This is a genomic window from Paraburkholderia sp. BCC1886 (assembly GCF_900996245.1).
Lineage (GTDB): Bacteria > Pseudomonadota > Gammaproteobacteria > Burkholderiales > Burkholderiaceae > Paraburkholderia.
The window spans coordinates 162,688-187,081 of sequence record NZ_CAAJGK010000107.1 but is presented as its reverse complement, the minus strand read 5'-3'; the positions used below and the strand labels follow the sequence as shown (position 1 = coordinate 187,081).

The 24,394-nt window shown below is 62.1% G+C and carries 33 protein-coding genes and 2 tRNA genes; 18 read left to right on the top strand and 17 right to left on the bottom strand.

The features are described from left to right. Positions 1–302 precede the first annotated feature (302 nt). The 3 genes from lexA to FQ746_RS31245 all read left to right on the top strand — a co-directional run bounded on the left by lexA (position 303) and on the right by FQ746_RS31245 (position 2,253). Positions 303–953, top strand: a complete 651-nt coding sequence (gene lexA / locus FQ746_RS31255; protein ID WP_144113677.1) for a transcriptional repressor LexA — start codon at positions 303–305, stop codon at positions 951–953. 68 nt (positions 954–1,021) lie between these two features. Then, positions 1,022–1,477 carry a hypothetical protein gene (locus FQ746_RS34965; RefSeq protein WP_186310882.1) on the top strand — a complete coding sequence of 152 codons (456 nt, stop codon included), beginning with the start codon at positions 1,022–1,024 and terminating at the stop codon, positions 1,475–1,477. A 116-nt stretch (positions 1,478–1,593) separates the two neighbouring features. Then, positions 1,594–2,253: a DUF2939 domain-containing protein gene (locus FQ746_RS31245; RefSeq protein WP_144113676.1), complete on the top strand. Its 660-nt coding sequence runs from the start codon at positions 1,594–1,596 to the stop codon at positions 2,251–2,253. Between the two features lie 65 nt (positions 2,254–2,318). Here FQ746_RS31245 and FQ746_RS31240 read toward each other — a convergent pair whose 3' ends face one another. Further along, positions 2,319–2,801 carry a universal stress protein gene (locus tag FQ746_RS31240; protein WP_144113675.1) on the bottom strand — a complete coding sequence of 161 codons (483 nt, stop codon included), beginning with the start codon at positions 2,799–2,801 and terminating at the stop codon, positions 2,319–2,321. A 160-nt stretch (positions 2,802–2,961) separates the two neighbouring features. Between FQ746_RS31240 and nodI the strand changes: the two genes are divergently transcribed. Both nodI and FQ746_RS31230 read left to right on the top strand, forming a co-directional pair. Further along, a complete protein-coding gene (gene nodI, locus FQ746_RS31235; protein WP_144113674.1) occupies positions 2,962–3,906 on the top strand; it encodes a nodulation factor ABC transporter ATP-binding protein NodI in 945 nt (314 codons plus the stop codon). Positions 3,907–3,978: 72 nt separating this feature from the next. Next, positions 3,979–4,806: an ABC transporter permease gene (locus tag FQ746_RS31230; RefSeq protein ID WP_144113673.1), complete on the top strand. Its 828-nt coding sequence runs from the start codon at positions 3,979–3,981 to the stop codon at positions 4,804–4,806. A 30-nt stretch (positions 4,807–4,836) separates the two neighbouring features. Here the strand turns inward: FQ746_RS31230 and FQ746_RS31225 are convergent, their stop codons facing one another. Both FQ746_RS31225 and FQ746_RS31220 read right to left on the bottom strand, forming a co-directional pair. Further along, positions 4,837–5,259 carry a hypothetical protein gene (locus FQ746_RS31225; protein ID WP_144113672.1) on the bottom strand — a complete coding sequence of 141 codons (423 nt, stop codon included), beginning with the start codon at positions 5,257–5,259 and terminating at the stop codon, positions 4,837–4,839. Between the two features lie 186 nt (positions 5,260–5,445). Continuing rightward, positions 5,446–6,498: an NADP(H)-dependent aldo-keto reductase gene (locus FQ746_RS31220; RefSeq protein WP_144113671.1), complete on the bottom strand. Its 1,053-nt coding sequence runs from the start codon at positions 6,496–6,498 to the stop codon at positions 5,446–5,448. 148 nt (positions 6,499–6,646) lie between these two features. Between FQ746_RS31220 and FQ746_RS31215 the strand changes: the two genes are divergently transcribed. After that, positions 6,647–6,862 (top strand): DUF3820 family protein, encoded by a 216-nt coding sequence (locus FQ746_RS31215; protein ID WP_144113670.1) that lies wholly within the window; start codon positions 6,647–6,649, stop codon positions 6,860–6,862. A 212-nt stretch (positions 6,863–7,074) separates the two neighbouring features. Continuing rightward, positions 7,075–7,320 (top strand): hypothetical protein, encoded by a 246-nt coding sequence (locus tag FQ746_RS31210; RefSeq protein ID WP_144113669.1) that lies wholly within the window; start codon positions 7,075–7,077, stop codon positions 7,318–7,320. A 9-nt stretch (positions 7,321–7,329) separates the two neighbouring features. Here the strand turns inward: FQ746_RS31210 and FQ746_RS31205 are convergent, their stop codons facing one another. Next, entirely contained in the window at positions 7,330–8,820 is a 1,491-nt protein-coding gene (locus FQ746_RS31205; protein WP_144113668.1) for a tetratricopeptide repeat-containing sulfotransferase family protein, read from the bottom strand. Positions 8,821–9,091: 271 nt separating this feature from the next. Here FQ746_RS31205 and FQ746_RS31200 point away from each other — a divergent pair, with 271 nt between their 5' ends. After that, positions 9,092–9,412, top strand: a complete 321-nt coding sequence (locus FQ746_RS31200; RefSeq protein ID WP_144113667.1) for a hypothetical protein — start codon at positions 9,092–9,094, stop codon at positions 9,410–9,412. Positions 9,413–9,486: 74 nt separating this feature from the next. Here the strand turns inward: FQ746_RS31200 and FQ746_RS31195 are convergent, their stop codons facing one another. Then, positions 9,487–9,726 carry a hypothetical protein gene (locus FQ746_RS31195; RefSeq protein ID WP_144113666.1) on the bottom strand — a complete coding sequence of 80 codons (240 nt, stop codon included), beginning with the start codon at positions 9,724–9,726 and terminating at the stop codon, positions 9,487–9,489. Between the two features lie 238 nt (positions 9,727–9,964). Continuing rightward, complete coding sequence (locus tag FQ746_RS31190; RefSeq protein ID WP_144113665.1) at positions 9,965–10,231, bottom strand: hypothetical protein; 267 nt, start codon at positions 10,229–10,231, stop codon at positions 9,965–9,967. Positions 10,232–10,605: 374 nt separating this feature from the next. Between FQ746_RS31190 and dusA the strand changes: the two genes are divergently transcribed. Together dusA and FQ746_RS31180 are read left to right on the top strand one after the other, a co-directional pair. Then, complete coding sequence (gene dusA, locus FQ746_RS31185) at positions 10,606–11,607, top strand: tRNA dihydrouridine(20/20a) synthase DusA (RefSeq protein ID WP_144113664.1); 1,002 nt, start codon at positions 10,606–10,608, stop codon at positions 11,605–11,607. A 95-nt stretch (positions 11,608–11,702) separates the two neighbouring features. Further along, positions 11,703–11,778 (top strand) — tRNA-His (locus tag FQ746_RS31180). An 82-nt stretch (positions 11,779–11,860) separates the two neighbouring features. Here the strand turns inward: FQ746_RS31180 and FQ746_RS31175 are convergent. Beyond that, positions 11,861–12,223 (bottom strand): glyoxalase superfamily protein, encoded by a 363-nt coding sequence (locus FQ746_RS31175; RefSeq protein ID WP_144113663.1) that lies wholly within the window; start codon positions 12,221–12,223, stop codon positions 11,861–11,863. A gap of 123 nt (positions 12,224–12,346) precedes the next feature. Here FQ746_RS31175 and FQ746_RS31170 point away from each other — a divergent pair, with 123 nt between their 5' ends. Further along, the gene (locus tag FQ746_RS31170) at positions 12,347–12,613 is read left to right on the top strand and encodes a hypothetical protein (protein ID WP_144113662.1); all 267 of its coding nucleotides are present in this window, start codon (positions 12,347–12,349) and stop codon (positions 12,611–12,613) included. 83 nt (positions 12,614–12,696) lie between these two features. Here FQ746_RS31170 and FQ746_RS31165 read toward each other — a convergent pair whose 3' ends face one another. Genes FQ746_RS31165 through ssuD form a run of 4 tightly spaced genes read right to left on the bottom strand, consistent with a single transcriptional unit; the run spans position 12,697 to position 15,976 of the window. Further along, on the bottom strand, positions 12,697–12,912 hold the full coding sequence (locus FQ746_RS31165) for a molybdopterin-binding protein (protein WP_115782798.1): 216 nt from the start codon (positions 12,910–12,912) through the stop codon (positions 12,697–12,699). Between the two features lie 48 nt (positions 12,913–12,960). Beyond that, the gene (locus FQ746_RS31160) at positions 12,961–13,941 is read right to left on the bottom strand and encodes an ATP-binding cassette domain-containing protein (protein ID WP_144113661.1); all 981 of its coding nucleotides are present in this window, start codon (positions 13,939–13,941) and stop codon (positions 12,961–12,963) included. Then, entirely contained in the window at positions 13,938–14,771 is an 834-nt protein-coding gene (gene ssuC / locus FQ746_RS31155) for an aliphatic sulfonate ABC transporter permease SsuC (RefSeq protein WP_144113660.1), read from the bottom strand. The genes FQ746_RS31160 and ssuC overlap by 4 nt, the downstream gene beginning before the upstream one ends. A gap of 44 nt (positions 14,772–14,815) precedes the next feature. Continuing rightward, on the bottom strand, positions 14,816–15,976 hold the full coding sequence (gene ssuD / locus FQ746_RS31150) for an FMNH2-dependent alkanesulfonate monooxygenase (RefSeq protein WP_144113659.1): 1,161 nt from the start codon (positions 15,974–15,976) through the stop codon (positions 14,816–14,818). A 406-nt stretch (positions 15,977–16,382) separates the two neighbouring features. Between ssuD and FQ746_RS31145 the strand changes: the two genes are divergently transcribed. After that, a complete protein-coding gene (locus FQ746_RS31145; protein WP_144113658.1) occupies positions 16,383–16,808 on the top strand; it encodes a hypothetical protein in 426 nt (141 codons plus the stop codon). Between the two features lie 79 nt (positions 16,809–16,887). Here the strand turns inward: FQ746_RS31145 and FQ746_RS31140 are convergent, their stop codons facing one another. Both FQ746_RS31140 and FQ746_RS31135 read right to left on the bottom strand, forming a co-directional pair. After that, entirely contained in the window at positions 16,888–18,018 is a 1,131-nt protein-coding gene (locus FQ746_RS31140) for an enoyl-CoA hydratase/isomerase family protein (RefSeq protein ID WP_144113657.1), read from the bottom strand. Positions 18,019–18,167: 149 nt separating this feature from the next. After that, positions 18,168–18,887 carry a TetR/AcrR family transcriptional regulator gene (locus tag FQ746_RS31135; protein ID WP_144113656.1) on the bottom strand — a complete coding sequence of 240 codons (720 nt, stop codon included), beginning with the start codon at positions 18,885–18,887 and terminating at the stop codon, positions 18,168–18,170. 133 nt (positions 18,888–19,020) lie between these two features. Between FQ746_RS31135 and FQ746_RS31130 the strand changes: the two genes are divergently transcribed. After that, positions 19,021–19,989: an NAD-dependent epimerase/dehydratase family protein gene (locus tag FQ746_RS31130; RefSeq protein ID WP_144113655.1), complete on the top strand. Its 969-nt coding sequence runs from the start codon at positions 19,021–19,023 to the stop codon at positions 19,987–19,989. 7 nt (positions 19,990–19,996) lie between these two features. Here the strand turns inward: FQ746_RS31130 and FQ746_RS31125 are convergent, their stop codons facing one another. Both FQ746_RS31125 and FQ746_RS31120 read right to left on the bottom strand, forming a co-directional pair. After that, positions 19,997–20,461, bottom strand: a complete 465-nt coding sequence (locus tag FQ746_RS31125; protein ID WP_260854230.1) for a DUF1488 domain-containing protein — start codon at positions 20,459–20,461, stop codon at positions 19,997–19,999. After that, positions 20,461–20,736 carry a hypothetical protein gene (locus FQ746_RS31120; protein WP_144113654.1) on the bottom strand — a complete coding sequence of 92 codons (276 nt, stop codon included), beginning with the start codon at positions 20,734–20,736 and terminating at the stop codon, positions 20,461–20,463. The genes FQ746_RS31125 and FQ746_RS31120 overlap by 1 nt, the downstream gene beginning before the upstream one ends. 313 nt (positions 20,737–21,049) lie before the next feature. On the opposite strand from FQ746_RS31120, the gene FQ746_RS31115 reads away from it, so the two are divergent. Both FQ746_RS31115 and FQ746_RS31110 read left to right on the top strand, forming a co-directional pair. Continuing rightward, complete coding sequence (locus tag FQ746_RS31115; RefSeq protein WP_144113653.1) at positions 21,050–21,241, top strand: hypothetical protein; 192 nt, start codon at positions 21,050–21,052, stop codon at positions 21,239–21,241. Positions 21,242–21,307: 66 nt separating this feature from the next. Then, positions 21,308–21,649, top strand: a complete 342-nt coding sequence (locus FQ746_RS31110) for a hypothetical protein (RefSeq protein ID WP_144113652.1) — start codon at positions 21,308–21,310, stop codon at positions 21,647–21,649. A gap of 22 nt (positions 21,650–21,671) precedes the next feature. Here FQ746_RS31110 and FQ746_RS31105 read toward each other — a convergent pair whose 3' ends face one another. Then, a complete protein-coding gene (locus FQ746_RS31105; RefSeq protein ID WP_409932453.1) occupies positions 21,672–22,004 on the bottom strand; it encodes a DMT family transporter in 333 nt (110 codons plus the stop codon). A 10-nt stretch (positions 22,005–22,014) separates the two neighbouring features. Next, positions 22,015–22,512 (bottom strand): heme-degrading domain-containing protein, encoded by a 498-nt coding sequence (locus FQ746_RS31100; RefSeq protein ID WP_144113650.1) that lies wholly within the window; start codon positions 22,510–22,512, stop codon positions 22,015–22,017. 217 nt (positions 22,513–22,729) lie between these two features. Between FQ746_RS31100 and FQ746_RS31095 the strand changes: the two genes are divergently transcribed. The 3 genes from FQ746_RS31095 to aat all read left to right on the top strand — a co-directional run bounded on the left by FQ746_RS31095 (position 22,730) and on the right by aat (position 24,334). Further along, positions 22,730–22,806: transfer RNA gene (locus FQ746_RS31095), tRNA-Met, on the top strand. Between the two features lie 235 nt (positions 22,807–23,041). Then, complete coding sequence (locus tag FQ746_RS31090) at positions 23,042–23,587, top strand: NUDIX hydrolase (RefSeq protein ID WP_144113649.1); 546 nt, start codon at positions 23,042–23,044, stop codon at positions 23,585–23,587. Between the two features lie 9 nt (positions 23,588–23,596). Next, positions 23,597–24,334, top strand: a complete 738-nt coding sequence (gene aat / locus FQ746_RS31085) for a leucyl/phenylalanyl-tRNA--protein transferase (protein ID WP_144113648.1) — start codon at positions 23,597–23,599, stop codon at positions 24,332–24,334. The last annotated feature ends 60 nt before the right edge of the window (positions 24,335–24,394 follow it).

Below are 24,394 nucleotides of genomic sequence, written 5' to 3'. Positions count from 1 at the left end.
TCTCCGCGTCGTAGTCTTGAATAGCGTGTGGTGTTGTTTTGCGTCGCGGTCACAGACACATGAACCCGACTGGGAGGCAGTCTATCGAAGGGCTTTCATCATTAAAAATAATGTTTTCTCATGCTTTAATACCTAAAAGTGGTAATGGCAGCCAGATAAGGTGTCACGACGTGTAATAGCCCGCTCCAACGTCGATACAGGGCGCTGCAGCGTCGCTCTTCGACGCGAACTTAAAGTAAAGCTTGAAATGCCGCCGATACTGTATAAAAATACAGCTACCTGTTCATCCATACAGTGGCGCCATGACCAAACTCACCGCACGACAGCAGCAGGTTTTCGATCTGATCCGCCGGGCTATCGAACGCACCGGCTTTCCGCCCACCCGCGCGGAGATCGCCGCCGAACTCGGCTTCAGCTCGGCCAATTCGGCCGAAGAGCATTTGCGGGCTTTGGCGCGCAAGGGCGTGATCGAACTGGCGGCCGGCGCATCGCGCGGCATCCGCCTGCTGGCCGGGCCGGAAGACTCCCCGCATCAGTTCACGCTGCCGCACGCCAGCATCATGCAGTTATCGCTGCCGCTCATTGGCCGGGTGGCTGCGGGTAGCCCAATCCTCGCGCAGGAACACATTGCCCAGCATTACGCGTGTGACCCGGCGCTGTTCTCCAGCAAACCCGACTACCTGTTGAAGGTGCGCGGGCTGTCCATGCGCGACGCCGGCATTTTCGACGGCGACCTGCTGGCGGTGCAAAAGAAAAGCGAAGCGAAAGACGGCCAGATCATCATCGCGCGGTTGGGCGACGACGTGACGGTCAAACGCCTGAAACGCCGTCCCAACGGGCTCGAGCTGATTGCCGAGAACCCTGATTACGAAAACATCTTTGTTGAAACCGGCAGCGCGGAGTTCGCGCTGGAAGGGATCGCCGTCGGGCTTATTCGCCCGGGCGAGTTCTAACGGTTGCGAGCCTGGTCCCGCTCGTGGTTTCCGAAGCTGCCCCAACGTTGAATCGCCTGGAGAGATTTATGGAACGCCTTGCCCGCCTGCTGCCTTTCCGCCAGTTCGGTCGCCTGCGCCATTTGCGCAAGCTGGTGCCCTGCTCATTGCTCGCGGCTTCCGCGGCATCCACGGCGCACAACCTGTCGCTGTTCGATACGCCCGCTGACTTTGCGGCCGACATTTCGGCTGACATTTCGGTTGATTTTTCGCGGCGGGGTTCGGCGGTGCCTTCGGCTCCCGTATCGGGTTCCGGGTCGCGTGCTGGCGCGGCTGCCGCGCTGCCTTCGTCCTTACCGGCGTTTGCCCGGGTGTCGTTGAACGCCGGACTAAATACGGCCGAGCCGGCACGGCGCGCGCCGGTGCGCGTGTATCACGGTCCGTCCCGGCTCATCATGGTGGGCAATGTCGACGCGGTGTGCCGCATGATCGACCGCTGCATCGCGGACGAAGCCAATGTGCATGGCGCGGTGTTCGAGGGGTGAAGCTGGGCTGCTAAGGCCTGGCTCTCTCAACGGGGGATCGTTTCGGGATCGTGCCGGGATCGTTTCGGCATGGCCGTTGTCCACGTTAGATCACCTTGAAAAGAGAGCCCCACGCAATGGTTGTTTCAACCCGTACAGGACGTAGCACTACCCGCTCGCTCATCATCGCGTTCATCGTGCTCGTGGTAATCGTCGCACTCGGTCTCGCCTATGCGTCGCCATATCTCGCACTGAACCGGCTCAAACGCGCGGCGGACGCGCGCGACGCGCAAACCGTCGATCAATATGTCGATTTTCCGGCGTTACGGGAGAGCCTGAAACAGCAGGTAGGCGCATTGCTGACGCGTCGGGTGACGGCGCATAGCGAGGGCAATCCGCTGGCCGCTATCGGCGCGATGATCGGCGTAGCGTTAATTGGCCCGCTGGTCGATGCTTATGCGACGCCGGACGGTGTGGCGGCACTCCTCAACGGCATGCCGCCACGAGGCAACCCTGGTGAGCGACCGCCGGTCCCTTCGAACCCACAAACTCCTTCGAACCCGCAAGCTGCGCCGGTGCCCGGCGCGGCGAATAATGGCTCGGCCGACCCGGCGGCTTCGCCGGCCGCGTCTCAAACCACACCGGCACAGCCACCTGACACAACGGCGGGTTATCGCGGTCTGAACCAGTTCGCCGTGACTTACCAGCACGGCGCGGGCAACGCGCGTTACTCGGCAATCTTCCAGCGAGAGGGTCTGTTCTCGTGGAAGCTGGCCGCCGTCGATCTGAACGAGTAACGCTCAGACCGGCACCATGCCGGTCTGTACACCCAACCTGTGTGATATCGCCGCGGCTCGTGCCATCAGGCCGCTCGCGGCTGCTCGTGCTGCTCCTGTTCCTGCTCCTGAGCCGACGAACACGCCACCAGAATGCTGCACGAGATCCGGTCGAGCAGCGGCGTGTTGCCCGCCCCCATCCACCATCGGGACAGGCCGGTGCGGCAACGGTGGCCCACCACGACCAGATCCACGTGCAACTGGTTGGCCAGATTGGCGATCTCGTCAACCGGATGGCCGAACGCGAAATGACCCTCCGCCGTGACGCCGCGCTCGGTCAGCCAGTTCACGCCTTCCTGCAGGATGTCGCGCGCCGTCTTTTCGAAACTGCCGCAGGCCACATCGGTCAACAGGCCCGCGCTTTGCGCAATGCTCGAGCGCATGTCGACGACCGAGAGCAGATGCGTTTCCGCTTTGAGGTCCAACGCCAGATCGGCGCCGCAGCGCAGTGCCTTGCGGCCCTCACGCGAGCCGTCGTAACACAAGAGTATTTTCTGATAGCTCGCCATGGTTTCTCCCTTTCCGCGACGCTCGCGGCGTAAAGGAATCATGGTGCACCGCAATTCAGCTTGCAAGGGATGGAAAACGCCAGGTAGGCCCCGGCTCATACCCTAGAATAAGCACCCCTACCGTGCGCCGATACGGGATTCCCGGAGACCCGCCCAATTCATGCAAGAAGCCACGTCCGAAGCCGCCATTGAATTCCACCAGGTCGAAAAGCGCTACGGCGAGAAAACCGTCGTCGACGGGTTGTCGTTTCACGTAGCCCCCGGCGAATGTTTCGGCCTGCTCGGCCCAAACGGCGCGGGCAAAACCACCACGCTGCGCATGCTGCTCGGCCTCGCCGCGCCGGATGCCGGCCGTATCCGCCTGTGCGGCGAGCCGATTCCACAGCGCGCACGCGTCGCGCGGACACGCGTCGGCGTGGTGCCGCAGTTCGACAATCTCGATCCCGATTTCACCGTGCGCGAAAACCTGCTGGTGTTCGGCCGTTACTTCGGGCTGAGCGCCGCGGAGTGCCGCGACATGGTGCCGTCGCTGCTCGAATTCGCGCGCCTCGAGAGCAAGGCCGGCTCACGCGTGAGTGAACTGTCGGGCGGCATGAAGCGGCGTCTCACCCTGGCGCGCGCGCTGGTCAACGATCCCGACGTGCTGATTATGGACGAGCCGACCACCGGCCTCGATCCGCAGGCACGGCATCTGATCTGGGAACGGCTGCGCTCGCTGCTTTCGCGCGGCAAGACGATCCTGCTGACCACGCATTTCATGGAAGAGGCCGAACGACTGTGCGACCGTCTATGCGTGATCGAAGAAGGTCGCAAGATCGCCGAAGGCGCGCCGCGCGAACTGATCGCGACCGAGATCGGCTGTGACGTCATCGAGATCTTCGGACCGGATCCGCTCGCGTTGCGCGACGAACTGGCGCCGCTCGTCCAGCAGACCGAGATCAGCGGCGAAACGCTGTTCTGCTATATCGGCGACGACAGCGACGGCAACGACACCCAGGCGCTGCATGCGCGTCTCAAGGCGCGCGCCGATCTGCGCTATCTGCACCGGCCGGCCAATCTGGAAGACGTGTTTCTGCGGCTGACCGGTCGCGAGATGCAGGACTGACGTGATCGCTCCCAACATCGACTCGCACACCGCCGCTTTATCTCCATCGAATCCGCCGGGAACACCCACGCCATGAACGCACGCCCGCACGACCCGCCGAGCGACCCATCGATACAGTCCGAGACCTTCGCCGCCCTGCCCGCGAACGCCGTGAACTGGATCGCGGTCTGGCGCCGCAACTATCTGGTGTGGCGCAAGCTCGCCATTGCGTCGATGTTCGGCAACCTCGCGGACCCGATGATCTATCTGTTCGGTCTTGGCTTCGGGTTGGGCTTGATGGTCGGGCACGTCGACGGCGTGTCGTACATCGCTTTTCTGGCGGCGGGCACGGTGGCCTCGAGCGTGATGATGTCGGCGAGTTTCGAAGCCATGTATTCGGGCTTCTCGCGCATGCACGTGCAACGCACGTGGGAGGCGATCATGCATACACCGCTGAGTCTGGGCGACATCGTGCTCGGCGAAGTGATCTGGGCGGCCAGCAAATCGGTGCTCTCCGGCGCGGCCATCATGCTGGTGGCCGGCGCGCTCGGTTACGCGAATTTTCCGTCGATGCTGCTGGCATTGCCGGTGATCGTGCTGACCGGCCTGGCGTTCGCCAGCCTCGCGATGGTGGTCACCGCGCTGGCGCCGTCCTACGACTTCTTCATGTTTTATCAGACGCTGGTGCTGACGCCGATGCTGCTGCTTTCCGGCGTGTTCTTCCCCGTCGCACAATTGCCCGCGGCCGCCAGAGTGGTGACGCAGCTATTGCCGCTGGCGCACGCCGTCGATCTTATCCGGCCGGCCATGCTCGGCCGGCCGTTCGATCATCCCGCCTTGCACCTTGCGGTGCTGGCGGCGTATGTGCTGATTGGCTTCGTCGCGTCGGCGGTGCTGTTCCGCCGTCGCATGATGAAGTGACGAAGGCCCACCGGCAACGAAGCCGACACCTCAGTCTTCGTCGTCGGTCCAGGGAATGTCCACGTCGGAGATAAACGCCACCGTCGCGAAGGGTCCGCCGTCCTGGCGGCCGATTTTCCCGTCGGCGCGCTGCCACTCCACCCGGAACACGGTGCCCGGATCGTCGGCGATCAGGCGGATGGTGCGCAGTTCGTCCGGGTCGGAGTCTTCAACCGGGCCGTCGAGCGAAATCTGCAACTCCTGCGGCCACAGGCCATCTGCGGGATCGTAAATCTTGTCGCCATCGGGAATCAGCGTGAAGGCTTCCACGCCGATCGTGGCCGATGCCTCGATGACCATTTTGCCCAGCGCCCGCAACAAGGCCGTGGCCCGTGCCGAATTCGCCTGGCGAATGGCAAGATCTCCGCGCGTGAGCGCCTGTTCGAGTTTCGGATTGGTTTTCTGTTGCGCCATTCGATGTCCTGAGTCCTATCGCTCGGTGGGGAGCGGCACGCCGCACGGGTCGGGCGCCGCTCTGGATTTTTTCGGCCTGAATCCTACCACTGCGGTGCATCGCAGCGCTTCAGGCCGTCCCGTCCACCACAGTTTAGGTGGTGATTTCGCTTCCGGCTGGGAGATTGCCAGCGGACTGCCGGGCGCTCAGGGCGCCGGATTCGGCTGCAACTCGTGCAGCGCATCGATTTCCGCGAGCACGTCGGGAGCGAGTTTCACATCGGCGCTGCCGATGTTTTCCTTCAACTGATCGAGCGATGTCGCGCCAATCAGATTGCTCGTCAGGAACGGCCGGCTATTGACGAAGGCCAGCGCGAATTGCGCGGGCGACAGACCGTGACGCTTCGCGAGTTCGACGTAGCGCGTGGTCGCCTGCACGGCTTGCGGCTTGCTGTAACGCTGGAAGCGTTCGAACAGTGAAATCCGCGCGCCCGCCGGTCGCGCGCCGCCCTCGTATTTACCCGACAGCCAACCGAAAGCCAGCGGCGAATAGGCGAGCAGGCCGACGTGGTCACGATGCGCGTATTCGGACAAGCCCGCTTCGTACGTGCGGTTCAACAGACTGTACGGATTCTGGATGCTGACGATACGCGGCAAGTCGAGCTTTTCCGCGGCACGCAGAAATTGCGCGACACCCCACGGCGTCTCGTTCGACACGCCGACGTGCCGCACCTTGCCGGCCTTCACGAACTCGGCGAGCACCGACAGCGTTTCTTCGATCGGCACCGTATACGCATCGTCGACCCACGGATACGCGGGACGGCCGAACGTCATCGTGCTGCGATCCGGCCAGTGCAATTGATACAGATCGACGTAGTCCGTTTGCAGACGCTTCAGGCTGTCGTTCAGCGCTTCGGTGAGATTCTTGCGATCGAACTGATTGCCCTCGCCGCGGATATGACGCGGATTGTGCGGCTGACGAGCCGGCCCGGCGATCTTCGTCGCCAGCACGATTTTGTCGCGCGCGCTGCGATGCTGCGCGAGCCACGTGCCGATATAACGCTCGGTGGAACCTTGCGTTTCGGGACGCGGCGGCACCGGATACATTTCAGCGGCGTCGATCAGATTGACGCCGTGGTCCAACGCGTAATCGATCTGTGCGTGCGCGTCCTGTTCGGTGTTCTGCTCGCCCCACGTCATGGTGCCAAGACCGATCAGGCTAACTTGCACATCCGAGTCGCCGAGTCTGCGGTATTCCATCGAACTTGTCCTGTGTTGAGTGTTTGAACATAAAGCGCAAGACGTTACCATGCCCGCGCGCTGCCTGCATCGCACGCTAGAATGCTTCAACGGCTGCTTGCCGGCCGCTCGCAACCTGGCTCGCCTCTCCCCTCTGCGCTCATCTGCGATGAATCCCGAACACCTCGAACTGCTTGTTACGCGCGTGATGCCGTATGGAAAATACAAGGGCCGCGTGATTGCCGACCTGCCCGGTCACTACCTGAACTGGTTCGCGAGCCAGGGCTTTCCGCCCGGCGAAATCGGCCGCTTGCTGGCCTTGATGCAGGAGATCGATCACAACGGTTTGAAGCCCTTGCTCGAACCGCTGCGCAAACGTAAATAGAGCGTTGGGCAAGCGTTAAAAGCCTCGCTATGAAAGCGCGCTGAATCATCGATGGAAGGCGACAGAAAGCACGCAGTGGCGGCCGTACAAATGCATACAGTCTTTTGCTTGCGTCGCGTTCGCGAGTGGACTTAAATCGGCGGATGTCCGCACGCGCCGCCAGGTCGCGGCCGGTCGCTCGCTCATTTCCGCCCGTGCTCTCATCGTTCATCATGCCGCCAATCAAACTACCTGCTTTCGTCGAATTCCTCGGTCATGACGTCTCGCCTGTATGGGCGGTGATCGGTTTCTTCATACTCGGTTATCTGATCGTCGGACTGCCCGTGCATTTCCGCCAGGGTGCTTTATCGCGCGATGTGTGGGGGACGGCGGGCGGCGTGACGATGGCCGTGTTGTACGGTGCATTCATCGTCGGCGTGTATCCGGCTTTGCATCACACGACGCTTGCGATGCATTGATCGGTCCACTCAAGCTACAGGGCCGAGTGCATCGAGTAGCGGTTGAATCAACTCCGTGCTCGGCTGCCAGCGCTGCAGCGAGCTCTTGTAGAGCGGACGGCGCACCTGCGCCGAACTCGCCGTACTCACCCGCCGTGTCGTCCGATGAAACGCGAGACAGCCATCGTCCCACGGCAGCCCGCAATGTCCGAGCATCTGGCGAACGTGGCCTTCGAGATCGTCGACCAGTTCTTCATACCTGACTTCGAGCATCACACCCGGCGGCAAAACGCTTTGCCAATGCGCCATCAACGCATCGTACGCACGATAGTAGCGACCGAGTTCGGCGAGGTCGTAACCGAACGGCACGTCGTGGAAAATCCGCGAAAAAATCGACAGACAGGTTTGCAACGGCGAGCGTCGGCTGTGAATGAAGCGCGCATTCGGCAGCGCGAGATGAATCAATCCGACATTCATGAAATTGAACGGGTATTTGTCGGTGAAATGCGTGGTGTCGTGCGGCAACGCTTCGCGTATACGTTGCAGATAATCCGCGCCCAACGCTGCCAGCGCCGCGGGCCGAACGTCGCGCAAGCCGTCGATCGCAATCTTCAGCGGATCGCCCGGCTCGCGGCTGATGCTTTGCACGAGTGCCGCGCCGAATTCCGTGCGCTCACCGGCCCCGAACACTTGCGGATGACTCGCCAGAATCTGTTCGATCAACGTCGAACCGGAGCGCGGCATGCCGACGATAAAGATCGGCGCCGCTGAGGGATCGCCGAGATTCGCCTTCGCCTTCAGCAAACCGGCATCGAGCAGCGTCGGCAATTGTGCAAAGAGACCGAGCGACTGCGCTTCGTCGTAATGCATCTGCGCGCGCTGCAACCGATTGCCTTTCAGGAAATGGTCGAACGAAGCGTCGTGACGGCCCGCGTCGGACAGCACCTGCCCGTAGGCGAAGTGAATATCGACCTGAGCGGCCGGTGGGAGCGTGTGTGCTTCGCCGACCAGTCGCTCCATCGCGACAAATGCCGGATCGTCGACGGCGAGACGTTTCGTTTGCACGAAGTTGCGGTAATAGAGCGGAACGCGCGGCGCGGCTTCGATCGCCAGACGATAGGCTTCATGCGCTTCGTCGAAACGCCCGAGCGCTTGCAGACAGTTGCCGATGTTGTTCTGAGAGCCGTCCGCCTTCGGGTTGAGACGCGCAGCATCCCTATAGGCGCCCACTGCTTCGTCGAGCCGATGCATCTGTTCCAGCGCCCAGCCGAGACCGTGATGCAGATCGGCATTGTCGGGTTCGAATCGAAGCGCCGCGCGGTATGGATCGATGGCCTCGGGGTAACGATGCAACGTCGCGAGCGTTGCAGCGAGTCGTTCGTGACTGCGCGGATCGCTGGAATCGAGTGCAAGCGCGGCCTCGTAACGATGAAGCGCGGCGTCGAACTCGCCGCGCGCGGCGCAAGCGTCACCTTCTTCGCGTTGGGACAAGGCGGTCGCCGGCTTGGAATCTTGCTTCATGGGCGGCGGATGGTGGCAGGATTCGCGCGAACTTATCAGTCGTGCCCTACAGTCCCATTGCAGAAATTTAACCAAGTGTTACGGAGAGGCGAACTGGTAAGAGACGGAAAGAATGGCGCAGAGCATACCCCGCAGCATTCGGTCGCAATTCAAGGCGTCATCACGGCGAACGGCGAGATCACGTCGGTAATGTGCGGACACAAATACGCCTGAACTCCGTCGCTCGCGAGTCTTCTCACTGGTAGGCAGAAGAAATATTGGGAGAGGTATCGTGAGCAGATTCGTCATATCGATCGCGCTGTTGGCAGCGGCGGCCAGTCTCGCCGGTTGTGCAGTCGCGCCGGGCTACGGCTACGGTTACGGCTATGCCCAACCTTATTACCCCGACTACGGTTACGGCTATGGCGCGCCGTACGGGCCGGCCTACAGTTCAATCAACATCTGGGGCGGTGGAGGCTGCTGCTATGGAGGTTATGGCGGCTACGGCGGCCACGGGGGGCATGGCGGCTGGCATGGCGGCGGCCGGGGTGGCGGGCACGGCGGAAACTCGTGGGGCCACAGCGGCGGACATGGTGGCGGTCATGGACATTGACGACATCGTCCATACTGCTTGACCGGTGTAGCGCGAGCCCAATTAACCCTCGAATGGGCAGCGCTATGTCTTATTCAGTTCTTAAGCTGACGACACCAATCGTCAATCGCACTTTTCGCTTGATGTTCGAGCGCGCTGACTGCCATTAACGGATCGATTTTCAGACGCGGAATGGTGAGTTCGAGCCCTTCGGGCGCACCCTTCAGACTATCGCCGTCGGCGCGTTCGATATCGGCGCGACACAACCATTGAACACCAGCCTCATCCGGGACGACATGCGTGGACACGCGAAAGCCACAGTGTTCGAAATCCATAAAGCCTCTAAAAATGTAATGAAAGCGAAATGCAAAAGCGCTGGTTTGGTAAGCCTTTGCGAAACGATAAAAAATCGTAGCATGGCCGTTAAAACGACAGCATCGAAACGGGCAATATCGGATTGATAACGCAGTGAATTCAGAAGGCGCAAACGGAACCGGGCGCCGGCATGATCGGATCATGCGCGGCGCCCGGTTCGACGATTGTCTCGTGGACAATCATCGCGACAGCAACGGGTTAGTTACCGAAGAAAACTGCTTGCTGAGCCGGCGTCACATCACGCGAACCCGATTGCGACGTCGCATTGTGCACGCCGCCGTAGGCGTTGACTTGTGCGTTGCGCTGTTCAGCGGCAACGGTTTGCGAGTTCTGACCTTGTTGCGAAGCAGGAGCACCAACCGAAGGACGATAGAACGGTGCCGGGCCGTAGCCACTGGCGAATGCGGGAGCAGCGATCGAAGCAGAAGCGGCGATCAGCAGGGCGGCGACGAATTTGGTCTTCATGATGGAAACTCCGATAACGTTACGACTTCAGTTCAAGAAGGCGTCGCAGGTGTGTCTGGTGAGGCCTGGCTGCAACGTCGATGGGAGGCAGTGTATACCCGTACTATTGGCTTTTTATCTCGATATACTGAAATTACTATTCTTGAAACTGAAACAATCGGTCTGAGCCAAACAGGGCAAGGCTCAGCGACGGTCAGACCCTTCCCCGATGGCGTTTGAAGCCCCAAAGACCTTGCTGGCGGGGCGGATAAGGTGCGGGCCTATTCAGAAAGTCCGGTTTTGCGACGGTTCGCCACCCTTCTCGACGCTCCAGTCGGGCGGCGATTTATACAATTGCGGTAAAATTCCGGTTTGTTTCAAGCCGTCATCCCCTCATGTCTTCTGACTGCACTGCCAGCCCCCGCCGAATATCCGTGGCGCCCATGATGGACTGGACCGACCGCCATTGTCGTTCCCTGCACCGCACGATCTCCCGCCACACGTGGCTTTACACGGAGATGGTCACGACCGGCGCACTGCTGCATGGCGACGTGCCGCGACATCTGGCGTTTACGCCAGCCGAAGCGCCCGTGGCGTTGCAGCTCGGCGGCAGCGAACCGGACGACCTCGCACGCGCGGCGCGTCTCGGCGAGCAATGGGGTTATGACGAGATCAATCTGAACTGCGGCTGCCCCTCCGAGCGCGTACAACGCGGCGCATTCGGCGCGTGCCTGATGAACGAGCCGCAACTCGTCGCCGACTGTGTGAAGGCCATGCGCGACGTGGTGACCGTGCCGGTGACGGTCAAGCATCGCATCGGCGTGGATGCGGTCGAAGCCTACGGTTTCGTCCGCGATTTCGTCGGCACGATTGCGGATGCGGGCTGCACGGTGTTCGTCGTCCACGCGCGCAATGCGATTCTCAAGGGCTTGAGCCCGAAAGAAAATCGCGAGATCCCGCCGCTCAAATACGATTACGCGTATCAACTCAAGCGCGACTTTCCGCATCTGGAAATCATTATCAACGGCGGGATCAAGACGCTCGACGAAGTGGAAACGCATTTGCAGCACGTCGATGGCGTAATGCTCGGCCGCGAGGCTTATCACAACCCCTATGTACTCGCCGATGTCGATGCGCGCTTCTATGGCGCGACCGACACGCCGCTCACGCGCGAGCAGATCGAGGCGAAGCTGATCGAATACTGCGCGGCCGAGATGGCGCGCGGCACCTACCTTGGCGCGATAACGCGTCACGCGCTCGGGCTCTATCGCGGCGAGGCCGGCGCGCGTGGCTGGCGTCGCGTTTTGTCCGACAGCAAGCGACTCGCTGCGCGCGATCTAAGCATCTTCGATGAGGCCAGGCAGCATCTGCGCGAGCCGGTCGAAATTTTTGAATAAAGGACTAGGCAAACGGGATTCGTGTTCGTATAATCTCGTTTCTTCTCGGCGACGCAAGTTTTTCAAGCAAGCTGAGCAGAGGTAGATTTTCAGTGGTGGCTGTAGCTCAGTTGGTAGAGTCCAGGATTGTGATTCCTGTTGTCGTGGGTTCGAGCCCCATCAGCCACCCCAAAGAATTCAAAAGCAGTTCAAAGATTCGACTAACGCCACTGTGTTTTCACGGTGGCGTTTTTGTTTGGTCTCCCGTCCCGCTCTACCCCGCCTCCTCGCAAAATCGGATCCGGTTTCCAAACGGATCGACGGTCTCCAGCACCTTACCCCACGGCAACTCCTGCACCACCGGCTTCCCGAACTTATAGTCTTTGCCTTCAAGCTCGGCTTGCAGCGCATCGACCTTGCGCATCGGCACGAATATCGTCGACCCCGGTGTCGCATCGCCATGATGCTCACTCAAATGCAGAATCAGATCCGAGCGCCTGACCTGCAAGTAAATCGGGAAATTATCTTCAAACCGATGTTCCCACTCCACGGCAAAGCCGAGAAAGTCGATATAAAACTCGCGGGCTTTCTCTTCCGCGAAAATACGAATAATGGGAATGGCTCGTGAAAGGTGCATGACGACTCTCCGGCAAATGGAACGAGGCGTCAGCATAATCTGCGATCGAATCGCCGTCACTCATCCCGAGGCATGCGGGTTGCGTGCCGTCAGGCCGAGGCGAGACAAACATAGGAGGACGTGATGAACCGGACCAAATGGCGGCACAAATACCTGCTGAGCGTCTGTGGCGTGCTCAGCCTGTCGGCTGCGTGCGTAGTCACGACATTCGCGCAAACGGCGCCATCGGCCCAGCAGAACAGCGGCGAGCCGATGATCAAATCACCCGAAGCCGCATCGGGCGCGGCAGGCTCGAGCAACCCGGACAACATGCCGATCAAGCGCCCGACCAAACCGACCAACGACAAGATGATGCACGCGCCGCCGGCAAGCGGGGCGAACGCAAAATAATCGACGTATGACGGGCGCCGCGCGGACCATTCCGCAACCCGGCGCCGTCAACTAGCAAGCGTCAAGCGTCAGACACACCCTCCTCACAGCCGGGCGATCGACACCTCGGTGGACTTCACCAGCGCCACCACTTCCGAGCCAACCTTCAGATCGAGTTCGTCGACCGAGCGCGTCGTAATCACCGAAGTGACGATGCCGAAGGGCGTTTCCACGTCGACCTCGGACACCACCGAGCCGCGGATGATTTCCTTGACCTTGCCCTTGAACTGATTGCGTACGTTGATAGCGGAAATGCTCATAGCGAAAGACTCCAGAAAAGACGGTTTGAACAGCCAGCAAAAGTCAGGTCAGACGGCCCAGCGCACGTCGGTCGGCCGCACGATGCGCTCGCCGTCCGCGACGTCGAACGCGCGATAAGCGAGCGCATCGTCGTTGGGCGCGTTCTTCAATACACGTTGCAGCACATGGTCTTCGAGCGCGGCAAAACCGGCCGACGCGCGGGCCCGCGGACGCGCGAGCGGCACGGGCTGATCGAGCGCGATGCGACCGTCTTCGATCAGCAGAATACGATCGCCGAGCGCCACGGCTTCGTGCACGTCGTGCGTCACCAGCAACGCGGTGAAGCGATGTTCGCGCCACAGCCGCTCGATCAGCGCGTGCATTTCGATGCGCGTCAACGCGTCGAGCGCGCCGAGCGGTTCATCGAGCAGCAGCAACTGCGGCCGATGCACCAGCGCGCGCGCCAGCGCCACGCGTTGACGCTGACCGCCGGACAGTTGCGCGGGCCAGTCGTTGGCACGCTCGAGCAGACCGACCTCGGCCAGCACGGCACGCGCATCCTCGCGCGCGCTACGGCCAAGACCGAGCATGACGTTCTGCAGCACGCTCTTCCACGGCAACAGACGCGCGTCCTGAAACATGATCCGCGTGTCGAGGGGCCGGCCATCTTCGGTGCGCTTTTCGAGCGTGCCGGCCGTGGTTTTTTCCAACCCGGCGACGAGTCGCAACAAGGTCGATTTGCCGCAGCCGCTGCGGCCGACGATCGCGACGAAACTACCGCGCTCGATCGACAGATTGAAATCCGACAGTACGTGCCGTTCGCCGTATTGCTTGCCGACGCCACGCAATTCGACCGCATGGTCGCCCGAGCGGCCGCTGTCGTTGCGCGTCAGCACGTCCGCCCGTTCGACGCCCGACGCCTCGTGAGCCTCGTGAGTTTCACGGGCCGCTTCGGCTTCGTGATCCGCAATGCGCGGCTGAGCGAGTTCAGCTTCGAGATCGCTGCCCGAGATACCGCCGAACGACGACGAAAGTGTCGTGCCGCTCATGTCTTTGCTCCTCGTTGATAAGCCGGATGCCACCGCAGCGACACGCGCTCGAGCGCCTTGGCGAGCATGTCGGCCAGTTTGCCGAGCGCGGCGTACAGCAGGATCCCGACCACCACGACATCGGTTTGCAGGAACTCACGCGCGTTCATCGTCATGTAGCCGATGCCGGACTGCGCGGAGATCGTTTCGGCGACGATCAGCGTGACCCACATCAGACCGAACGCGAAGCGCACGCCGACGAGGATCGACGGCAACGCGCCCGGCAGCACCACGTGCCGGTACAACGCGAGACCCTTGACGCCATAACTGCGCGCCATCTCGATCAGATTGGCGTCCACCGAGCGAATCCCATGAAACGTATTCACGTAGATCGGGAAGAACACGCCGAGCGCAACCAGAAACACCTTGGCTTCTTCTTCGATACCGAACCACAGGATCACGAGCGGAATCATCGCGAGCGCGGGAATGTTGCGGACCATCTGCACTGTCGAGTCGAGCACGATTTCAGCGGGCTTGAACAAACCCGTGGCCAGACCGAGCACGAGCCCGATGCCGCCGCCGATCGCGAAACCGGACACCGCCCGCCACGTGCTCACCTTGACGTCGGCCCACATTTCGCCGGACTGGATCAGCGACCACGCCGCCTTCACCACGGCGAGCGGTTCGGGCAGCACCCGCGTCGACAGAATTCCGCTGCGCGCGGCGACTTCCCACGCCAGCAGGATGATGAGCGGCGCAAGCCACGGCGCGAGATGCGCGCCGACGCGACGCAGCACACCGCCCGCGTCCGTGTGAGTGCCAGCCTTCGCGCTGACAGTTGATTGAGCCATGTTTGCGTTCCTCGTTCGTCGTTACTCGTTGCCCGGGCGATGGCTTAGCTCGTGCTCGCCGCCTTCGGCAGATAGTTGTTGCCGACGATCTCGCCGAACGGACCCGACAGAGGACCGTTCGCGATCTTGCTCTGGCGATTCGGCAACAGCGGAAACACCAGTTCGGCGAAGCGATACGATTCCTCGAGATGCGGATAGCCGGACAGAATGAACGTATCGATACCGAGATCCGTGTATTCCTTCATCAGCGCCGCGACCTGTTCGGGGCTGCCCACCAGCGCCGTGCCCGCACCGCCGCGCACGAGGCCGACACCGGCCCACAGATTCGGATACACCTCCAGCTCCGCGCGGCCACCGCGCTTGCCACCGTGCAACGCGGCCATGCGGCGTTGACCTTCGGAATCCATCTTCGAGAACGAAGCCTGCGCACGTGCGATGGTTTCGTCGTCGAGCTTGCTGATCAGCTTGTCGGCGGCGGCCCATGCTTCCTCTTCGGTCTCGCGCACGATGACGTGAAAGCGGATACCGAACTTGATCTTGCGACCCTTGGCTTCCGCGCGCGCCCGAATGTCGGCGATCTTCTTCGCGACGGCTGCGGGCGGTTCGCCCCAGGTCAGATAGGTATCGATGTGATCGGCGGCAATGTCATGCGCCGCCGCCGACGAGCCGCCGAACCACAGCGGCGGATGCGGGTTCTGCACCGGCGGGTACAGCGCCTTGCCGCCCTTCGACGTCAGATGCTTGCCTTCGAACTCGATGGCGTCGTTCGTGTGCGAAGCGCTCAACAGCTGGCGCCAGATGTGCAGGAATTCGTCGGTGACTTCGTAGCGCGTGTCGTGATCGAGAAACACGCCGTCGCCTTCCAGTTCGGCGGCGTCGCCGCCCGTCACGACGTTGATCAGCAGACGGCCATTGGACAGGCGGTCGAACGTCGCGGCCATGCGCGCGGCGAGTCCCGGCGACGACAGCCCCGGACGGATCGCGACGAGGAACTTCAGGCGTTTGGTCGCGGGAATCAGACTCGACGCGACGACCCACGCGTCCTCGCAGGAGCGGCCGGTCGGCAGCAGCACGCCTTCGTAGCCGAGCGAATCGGCGGCCACGGCAATCTGCTGGAAGTAATCGTAGTCGGCTGCGCGTGCGCCTTGGGACGTACCGAGATAACGGCTGTCGCCATGAGTCGGAATGAACCAGAACACATTCATTTGCTGCTCCTGCAATGTTCGAAATGGGATGGATCGGGACGATGCGTCGGAGGTTCGCGAGAGACTGCGCACGAGCCGGCCGCGCGCATCCCGCCATGCGCGCGGCACGGCCCTACGACGCAAAAATGAACGGAGAGTGGACAGCTCGATTAAGCAGGCTTGAACGGCTGCGAACGGCATACGCCGTCTGTATGAGGAGACAGTCTAGGGATCGGGCCGCGGCTTTTGAACGATTTTTTTGAGCTTAGGTTTTCCACTTTCGTGATTAGCCCGACGCTTTAGCATACGGCTGTTGTACTTTGTGGACGCTGGAAACGGCCGGGCCATCTATATAATGGCGCACGTTTTCCGACAATCCGGTGCAGGCCATGCGCGTGACGCCGCCTGTACCCCGCAGGTGCAATGCATGCAAAAAATCATCCTGCCGTTCATCGCCGGCTTTCTGGCTTCTTTGTTCTTCCGTGAATCGACGCTGGCCTTGCTGCATGCCGCCGCGTTCATCGATCCAACCGGATTCTCCACCGCACCGTTTCTGCCGCTCGGCTTGCCCGAATTCATTGCCAACGCTATCTGGAGCGCGTTCTGGGCGGTGTTGATGGCATGGCTGCTGCGCGTCGCACCGCATCGGCGCGCGCCGTGGGTGCCGGCCTTCGTATTCGGCGGCATCGCGCTGACGGCGGCGAGCGTGTTCGTGGTGGATCCGCTACGCGGCATCTGGCCGAGTGGCAACATGTTGCCGCGCCTCGCCGTGGGATTCGCAGCCAATGCCATGTGGGGATGGGGCGCGCTGGTGTTCATGCGCGCCTTCATGGCGAGCGAAGACGAAGCCTGAGGACGGGCTTCCGTCTTCGGTGCCGGCTGCTCTGCGTTTAGCGAAGGGCCGGCATCTCGTCGACAAGCCGATTAGCCGATTACCCGCGCAGATCGCGAAGCGGATGCTGGTCCGCCGGCCATGGGCTGTCGAACATCTTCGCCACTTCGGCGGCACTCACGTCTTCGATGCGGGCAAAGCGCCAATGCGGCGCATTGTCCTTGTCGATGATGCGTGCACGAATACCTTCGACCGTGTCGCCATGCAGGAAAGACGTGTGCGTCAGATCGAGATCGCCGCGCAGAACGTCCGACATCGAGCCTTCCGCGCGCGTGACCACCTCGAGCGATACGGCCATCGACAGCGGCGAACGCTCGCGCAGCACGGCGATGGTCTGCTCGGCCCAACCGGCGGCGTCGCCCTCTTTCTCGCCCTGCAGCGACACCAGAATCTGCGCGACGTCGGGCAACGCAAAATGCCGGTCGACCCATGCGCGCGCCCTGGCCAGCGGCGCAGTGTCGGCCGGCGGCACGACCTGGTGCGCCTCGCACGCATGAGCGATGTGGGCCACCACGTCCGCGCCGCGCTGGAACGGCTCGCTATGCAAGGTGTCGACGAGCGCGGGCAGCGCTTCGTCGTCGATATACGCATCGGCGAGACCGGCGTACAGCGCGTCCGCCGGGCCGATCGTCTCGCCGGTCACCGCCAGATAGCGGCCGATCGCACCCGGCGTGCGTGCCAGAAACCAGCTTGCGCCGACATCCGGGAACAGGCCGATACGGGTTTCGGGCATCGCCATCTTCGTCGAGTTCGTCACGACTCGCAGACCGCCGGTACGATGCGCGCCCTGCGAAATGCCCATGCCGCCGCCCATCACTACGCCGTTCATCAACGCGATATACGGCTTCGGATACGTAAAGATGGCGTGATTGAGGCGATATTCCTCGGTGAAAAACGTGTCGCGTGCAGCGTCCTCGCCGCGTTTTGCCGACTCGTACAGGAAGCGGATGTCGCCGCCCGCGCAGAACGCCCGCGGATGCTGGCTGCGGATGACCACCGCGAGCACGTCGGGATCTTCACGCCATTGTTCGAGCGCCGCGTGGATCGCGCGGATCATGCCGGTGGACAGCGCATTGAGCGCCTTCGGCCGTTCGAGTTCGATGAAACCGATGCGGTTGGCTACGTGTGTCGCGACTTCGTCGCTTGCGGCAGGCGAGGCGGAAATGGACATGGAGAGCGGCGCGATGGCGCTAGATTGAACAGGAGGTGAACGTTATCACGCGTTGGGGGCGGATGGCGGGCGGGTGTGAGCGGCAGTTGTCGGCGCACTCGTGGGCCGAGTCGGAGGGCGGTCAATTCATGGGTCGACCCGGCGCCCACTCATTTTTCAGGTTCTTCGCCCGCCGCTTTCGCTGCCTTCTTGCGGGCCGGTGGCGCGCTCGCCTCACCTGGCAACCGCGTGGCCGTCGCACCGAGCCACGTGTCGAGGGCCATCTCCACCACTGCGTCGAGCGATACCGTGGGAAACACCGGGCACGCCAGATTGAGCGCAGCGATGCCATGCAAGGTCGCCCAGAATGCTTCGACCCAGACCGTGGTGTCGACCGCTTCGGCCAGACGCCCCGCCGCTTTGAGTTCGTCGAGGGCGCCGACCATCATATGCAGCACGGCGGCGTCGGCATCGCCGTTCGTGGCGATCGCTCCGTCACCCGTTTCCGTCGATGGCGCCGCACCGAGCGCGGCGCCGGTATAGCTCGGGTCTTCCATGAAGATGAGCCGGTAAGTCTCGGGATGCGCAACGCCGAACGCCACGTAAGCGCGGCCCAGCGCTTTGAGCCGCTCGGCCGGATCGACGATTTGCGCGAGCGGCACGAAGCTCGCCAGCAATTGCGCGAAGCCTTCCTCGCACAACGCCCGGGCAATCTCGTCGCGGCTCGCGAAATGCAGATAGAGCGTGGCGGGCGAATATTCGATGGCGTCGGCAATCTTGCGCATGGACAAGGCCGCAAAACCCTCACGCATGACGATGCGCCGCGACGCATCGAGGATGCGCTCACGCAGCGCCTCTTTCTGGCGAGTCTTTCGTTCCGGGATTCCCATGGCCGCCATTCTCCGGTTGACAAACTGAAAAGTCAATTTAAACTGAACACCGTTCACTGAACACTGTTTATTAAATTTTCATGAATCAGCGAGGCTGCGCACGATGCGCGTCCTGCCACCATTGGGAGTCGTCATGCAAGGCTTGGGAAAGGTTGGGTTACTGGGTGCCGCGGGTGCGGCGGGACGGGTCATCGGTGCGGCGCTCAGCGCGGCGGGCCGCGATTACCGGGTGATCGGACGCTCGTACGACGCGCTCGAAGCGGCATTCGGACACGATCCGCATGCGGAAATCGTGGTGTGGAATCCGCAAGACCCCGCGTCGATCCGTGACGCGGCGGCCGGTCTGCAGACAGTGGTCTATCTGGTCGGCGTGCCCTACGACAAATTCGCCGAGCACCCGCCGCTGATGGAAAAGACGCTCGCCGGTGTGATCGCCGCGGGGGTCGAGCGCTTCATTTTGATCGGCACGGTCTATCCGTATGGCCGCGCGCACGGGAACCCCATCGGCGAAAACCATCCGCGGGAACCGCATACGTTCAAAGGAAAGATGCGGCTCGCACAGGAAAACCTGGTGCTGGCCGCGCACGGACATCACGGCTTGTCGACGCTGGTGCTGCGTCTGCCGGACTTTTACGGCCCCGGCGTCGAGCGCAGTCTGCTAAACGGCGTATTCGAAGGTGCGGCCAGCGGCAAGCGCGCGCAGATGGTCGGTCCGGTGGATGTCCCGCACGAATTCGTCTATCTGCCCGATGTCGGCCCCGTGGTCGAAGCGTTGACGCGCACGCCCGCAGCGTATGGCCGCTGGTGGCATCTGGCGGGCACGGGAACCATCACACAGCGGGAAATCGCACGCCAGGCTTACGCGCTGGCAGGCCGCCCGCCGAAACTGACGGTGGCCGGCAAGACGCTGTTGCGCCTGTTCGGCCTGTTCAATCCGTTGATGCGGGAAATGGTGGAGATGAATTACCTGTTGTCCGAGCCCGTCGTGCTCGACGATTCGGCGCTTAGCGCCCTGCTCGGGCCGATCGGGAAGACTTCGTACGAGCAAGGCATCCGGCAAAGCTTCGAGGCGGCCCGCGATCTGGCTCGGTTGCCTGCTTAGTGGCGAGCTAGTTGCCGACCTGGTGGCCGCCGTGGCTCGCTCCATCGGTTTCGACATTCCCCGGCGGAAAATGTCCGCTCTTGAGCAGCACCGGCGAGCCCCGCCCAATCTGCAGATGCTCGCGGGCCACGGCCTCGATGTGTGGACGGCCGGCATCGAAGGCGCGTATCCAGCCTTCCGGGTCCGTGGAATGAACGCCGAAGTGATCTTCGAGCGCTTCGACCGAAATCGCGCAGGGAACGGGTTCGCCGTCCACCAGCGCGGGAAACACGACGGTGAGGTTGGAATCGCGGTAGGCAGGCGCGTCCGCGGGAAACCGGATGTCCATGGTCGCCTCATCAGAAGGTTCCGGCGCGAGGCCGGTCCCGGTCGGCACCGGGCGGCCCGCGACAACCCCGGTATGGTACTCGCGCGGCTGGACCTCGGTCCAGCCTGCGGCGGGTGCCGGCTTCGCCGTCGCACGGACCGCCATCAACGACCTCCTAGCAGACGGTCCACGTAGTCGCGGCCGGCCTGTTCGACGAAGGCGAGCGCTTCGTCTTCGCTGCCGAAACGCTGCTCGTCGCCGAGGTCGATCAAGGTTTCTATCCGGCGCGGATCGTCGGGACCGTGCTCCGCGAGACTCACGGAGCCGACGTACGTGCCGCCCGTCGACTCCGTGGCGGTGGCGCCGTCGACTGCTGGCACGAGGCGCGCAGCCGCGCTGATGTAATAGCCGCGATAAGGACCGCTGACCCGTTCAGCCATATTCATTCTCCCTGGTTGCATTCGATGCGGGACGTGGCCCGTGCATTTATAGACGCTCGAGCGCGTGTTCCGGTGTGCTTCCCTCTACGTGAGTCCGCACAGCGACACGTTCGCAGCAAGCGAGTTAGTAAGGCGCCCGGCGCGCGAATAAGTTCGACGTGCAAGCACAAGCAGGATCGCGCGCCCGCACGTTTCAGGCCTGCGAAGGTCGAAGCGTGGGTCGAAGCGTAAGTCCAGGCATGGGTCGATCCATGCGCGATCGGCACGAACCGTGCTAACGCAATGACGTCATTTCGAATACGGGGAGCGTGATATGGGAAAATATTTTCTGCAAAGCCACGAATTGCCTGAGCCGGACGCCGCGAACCGCTGGTTCGCTTATGCGGAAAGCCACGGCATCGACATTCCGAAAGCCATCAGCATCTGGGAAGACGCGGCCACCGAAAGCGGCGAAGAAAGCCGCCGGCAGGTCAACGCGGCCGGCATTACGATCGACGTGTCCTAGCCGGCGGTGCGCGCTTTCCAGTGAACCTCGCGCGACCGGATCATCAATTTGAAAGGAAACATCACGATGCATTCCATGACGCAATCGCGCCGCGGCGCATTCTCCGCGGCGTTGGCCGCTGCCCTTCTGCTGGGCCTCGGCTCGATCCTGAGCGGCTGCGCGTCGTCGAACACCACGTCGTTGATCAATCTGCCGAACGGCCAGACCGGCTTCGCTGTGAACTGCAGCGGAGCCGATGCGGCCTCGAGTTGGGCATCGTGTTATGTGCAGGCCGGCAAAGCGTGCGGCGCGACCGGCTATGACATCGTGTCGAAAGACAACGACGAAGGCGGCACCACCGGCGGCAGCGTCACGAACGTCGTCTCGGCCAACGTCAAGAACCGCTCGATGATCGTGCGCTGCAAATAACGCGGATCAGTGAATCAGCAGGTCAGTGCGCCTGCATCTTCGAAAAGATATTCAGCACGGCCACGCCGGCAATGATCAACCCGAGCCCGATGATGGCCGGCAAGTCGGGCACCTGCTTGTACAACACGAGCGCGACCAGCGTGATCAGCACGATGCCCGCGCCCGACCATATGGCGTAGACGATCCCGACCGGAATGCTTTTGAGCGTCAAGGACAGGCAATAAAAAGCCACGCCGTAACCCAGCACCACGACGACAGACGGCAGCAAACGAGAGAACCCTTCGGAAGCACGCATCGCGGAAGTCGCAATCACTTCGGCGACGATCGCGATCGACAGGATGGCATAAGGAGGCAAACGCATCGACTCAAGCCTTCGCAAGCGCGAGCAAGCTGTAGTCGTGGCCGAGATGCGCGCACAGTGCTTCGACCACCAGTTCGTGATCCGCGCGTTGCGGCAGGCCCGATACGGTAATCGAACCGATCACGCCGGCGCCTGTCACCGTCAACGGAAACGCGCCGCCGTGCGAGGCGTATTCGGTCGCCGGCAAGCCGTGCTTCTCGGCGAGCGTGCTGTGCGCCTGCTGCATTTTCAGACCGATGGCGTACGAACTGCGCCGGAAATGCGCGACCGTGTTGCCCTTGCGGCGTGCCCAGTCGACGTTGTCCGGCGTGGCGCCGTCGAGCAGACTGAAGAACAGCGGTTGGCCGAACGTACGCACGTCGATGGCGGCAGCAATCCCGCGCGCCTTCGCGACCTCGTGCAGATAGGCGCCGAGTTGCCAGGCGCGGTCGGCGTCGAAGTGAGGGAACACCAGCGTATGTTCCTGAGCGGCAATTACCTGCAGGTCGTGAGCGATATCCATGGAGTTCGATGCGAGGAGTGAGTGAAGGCGGCGAGGCAAAACGAAGTTGCAAAGCGAAGATGTAAAGCGGCCCGCGCCAGAGAGACGTGGAATTTTAGCCTGTCGCGAATGCATGTCCTCTCATTCCTCTCATTCGAACAGAATCGCACTTGAAGTAGATTCTTACTGGGCTATTGCGTTGGCTTTCGCGTTACGCTATACTCTTTTCTTCGACGGACGCGGGGTGGAGCAGTCTGGCAGCTCGTCGGGCTCATAACCCGAAGGTCGTAGGTTCAAATCCTACCCCCGCAACCAAGAAACGTATTGAAGGCTTGCCCAACCGGCAGGCCTTTTTTGTTTGCGGCGCGGGTTCTCGTTAAACGTTGCACCGGCCTTTCGTCATCGCCCAGCATCCCCTCTTCTTCTCCCCGCCCTGCGTCACCCGCTCGTCACGAGCATCCCGCCAATCGCCTGCGAATCCCTCCAGCGCGTGCGCAGAAAACCCGCGCCCCAGTGATAAACTCCCATCACCCTTTCTCGTCCCCTTCCTATGAAATTCTGTTCTGTCTGCGGTCACGGGGTCAGCCTGAGCATTCCGCCGGGTGACAATCGCGAGCGTTTCGTCTGCGGCAGTTGCGGCACGATCCACTATCAGAATCCGCGCAACGTGGTCGGCACCGTTCCCGTCTGGGACGACAAAGTCCTGCTATGCCGCCGCGCCATCGAGCCGCGTTACGGCTACTGGACACTGCCCGCGGGCTTCATGGAAATGGGCGAGACCACGGCCGAAGCAGCATCGCGCGAAACACTCGAAGAAGCCGGCGCGCGCGTCGAAGTGCAAAGCCTGTACTCGCTGCTGAACGTGCCGCACGTGCATCAGGTTCATCTCTTCTACATGGCGCGTCTGCTCGATCTCGACATTGCAGCCGGCGAAGAAAGTCTCGAAGTGAAGCTGTTCGAAGAACACGAAATTCCGTGGGACGAGATTGCCTTCCCCACCGTCGGCCAAACCCTGCGCTTCTTTTTCGCCGACCGCGCGGCCGGCAGCTTCGGTCTCCACACCGGCGATATCTTCCGCTCGCTGCGTGAAGGCTGAGCGGCGCGCATGGTTCCCTGGCTCGGACCCAACGATCCGTTTCCACCCGTTCAGCGCGCACTCGGTGCGGCAAGCGGTGCGGCGGGTCTACTCGCGGCCAGCGGCGAGCTGGTTCCGCAACGCCTGATCGAAGCCTACCGGCGCGGCATTTTCCCGTGGTACTCGGACGGCCAGCCGGTGTTGTGGTGGAGCCCCGATCCACGCATGGTGCTTTATCCCGCCGAATTCAAAGTGTCGCCCTCGCTGCGCAAAACGCTCAAGCGGGTGCTGCGCGACGACGCGTGGGAAATCCGCGTCGACCATGATTTCGCCGCCGTGATGCGCGCCTGCGCACAAGCGCCGCGACAAGGACAGCGCGGCACGTGGATCACCGCCGACGTAATCGAAGCGTATTCGTCGCTGCATCGTAACGGCGATGCGCACAGCATCGAAACGTGGTTCGAAGGCGAGCGTGTGGGTGGTTTATACGGTGTGTCGTTCGGCAAGATGTTCTTCGGTGAATCGATGTTCGCCGATGTCACGGATGCCTCGAAAATGGCACTCTCCGCACTGGTCGGACACTTGCGACGTCATGAAATAGAAATGATAGACTGCCAGCAGAATACGTCGCATCTGGCGTCGCTGGGCGGTCGCGAGATAGCGCGCAAGACGTTCGTCGCACACGTTCGCGCATCGGTCGATGCCCCGCCGATTCCCTGGCACTTCGACAAGTCCGTGCTGCTCGATATGGTCGCGCGAGCGGCGTAGAAAGAATCAGGCCGAACCCGGTTTCATTCATGTCTGTTTAGCCACTGTTCATCCAGCCAC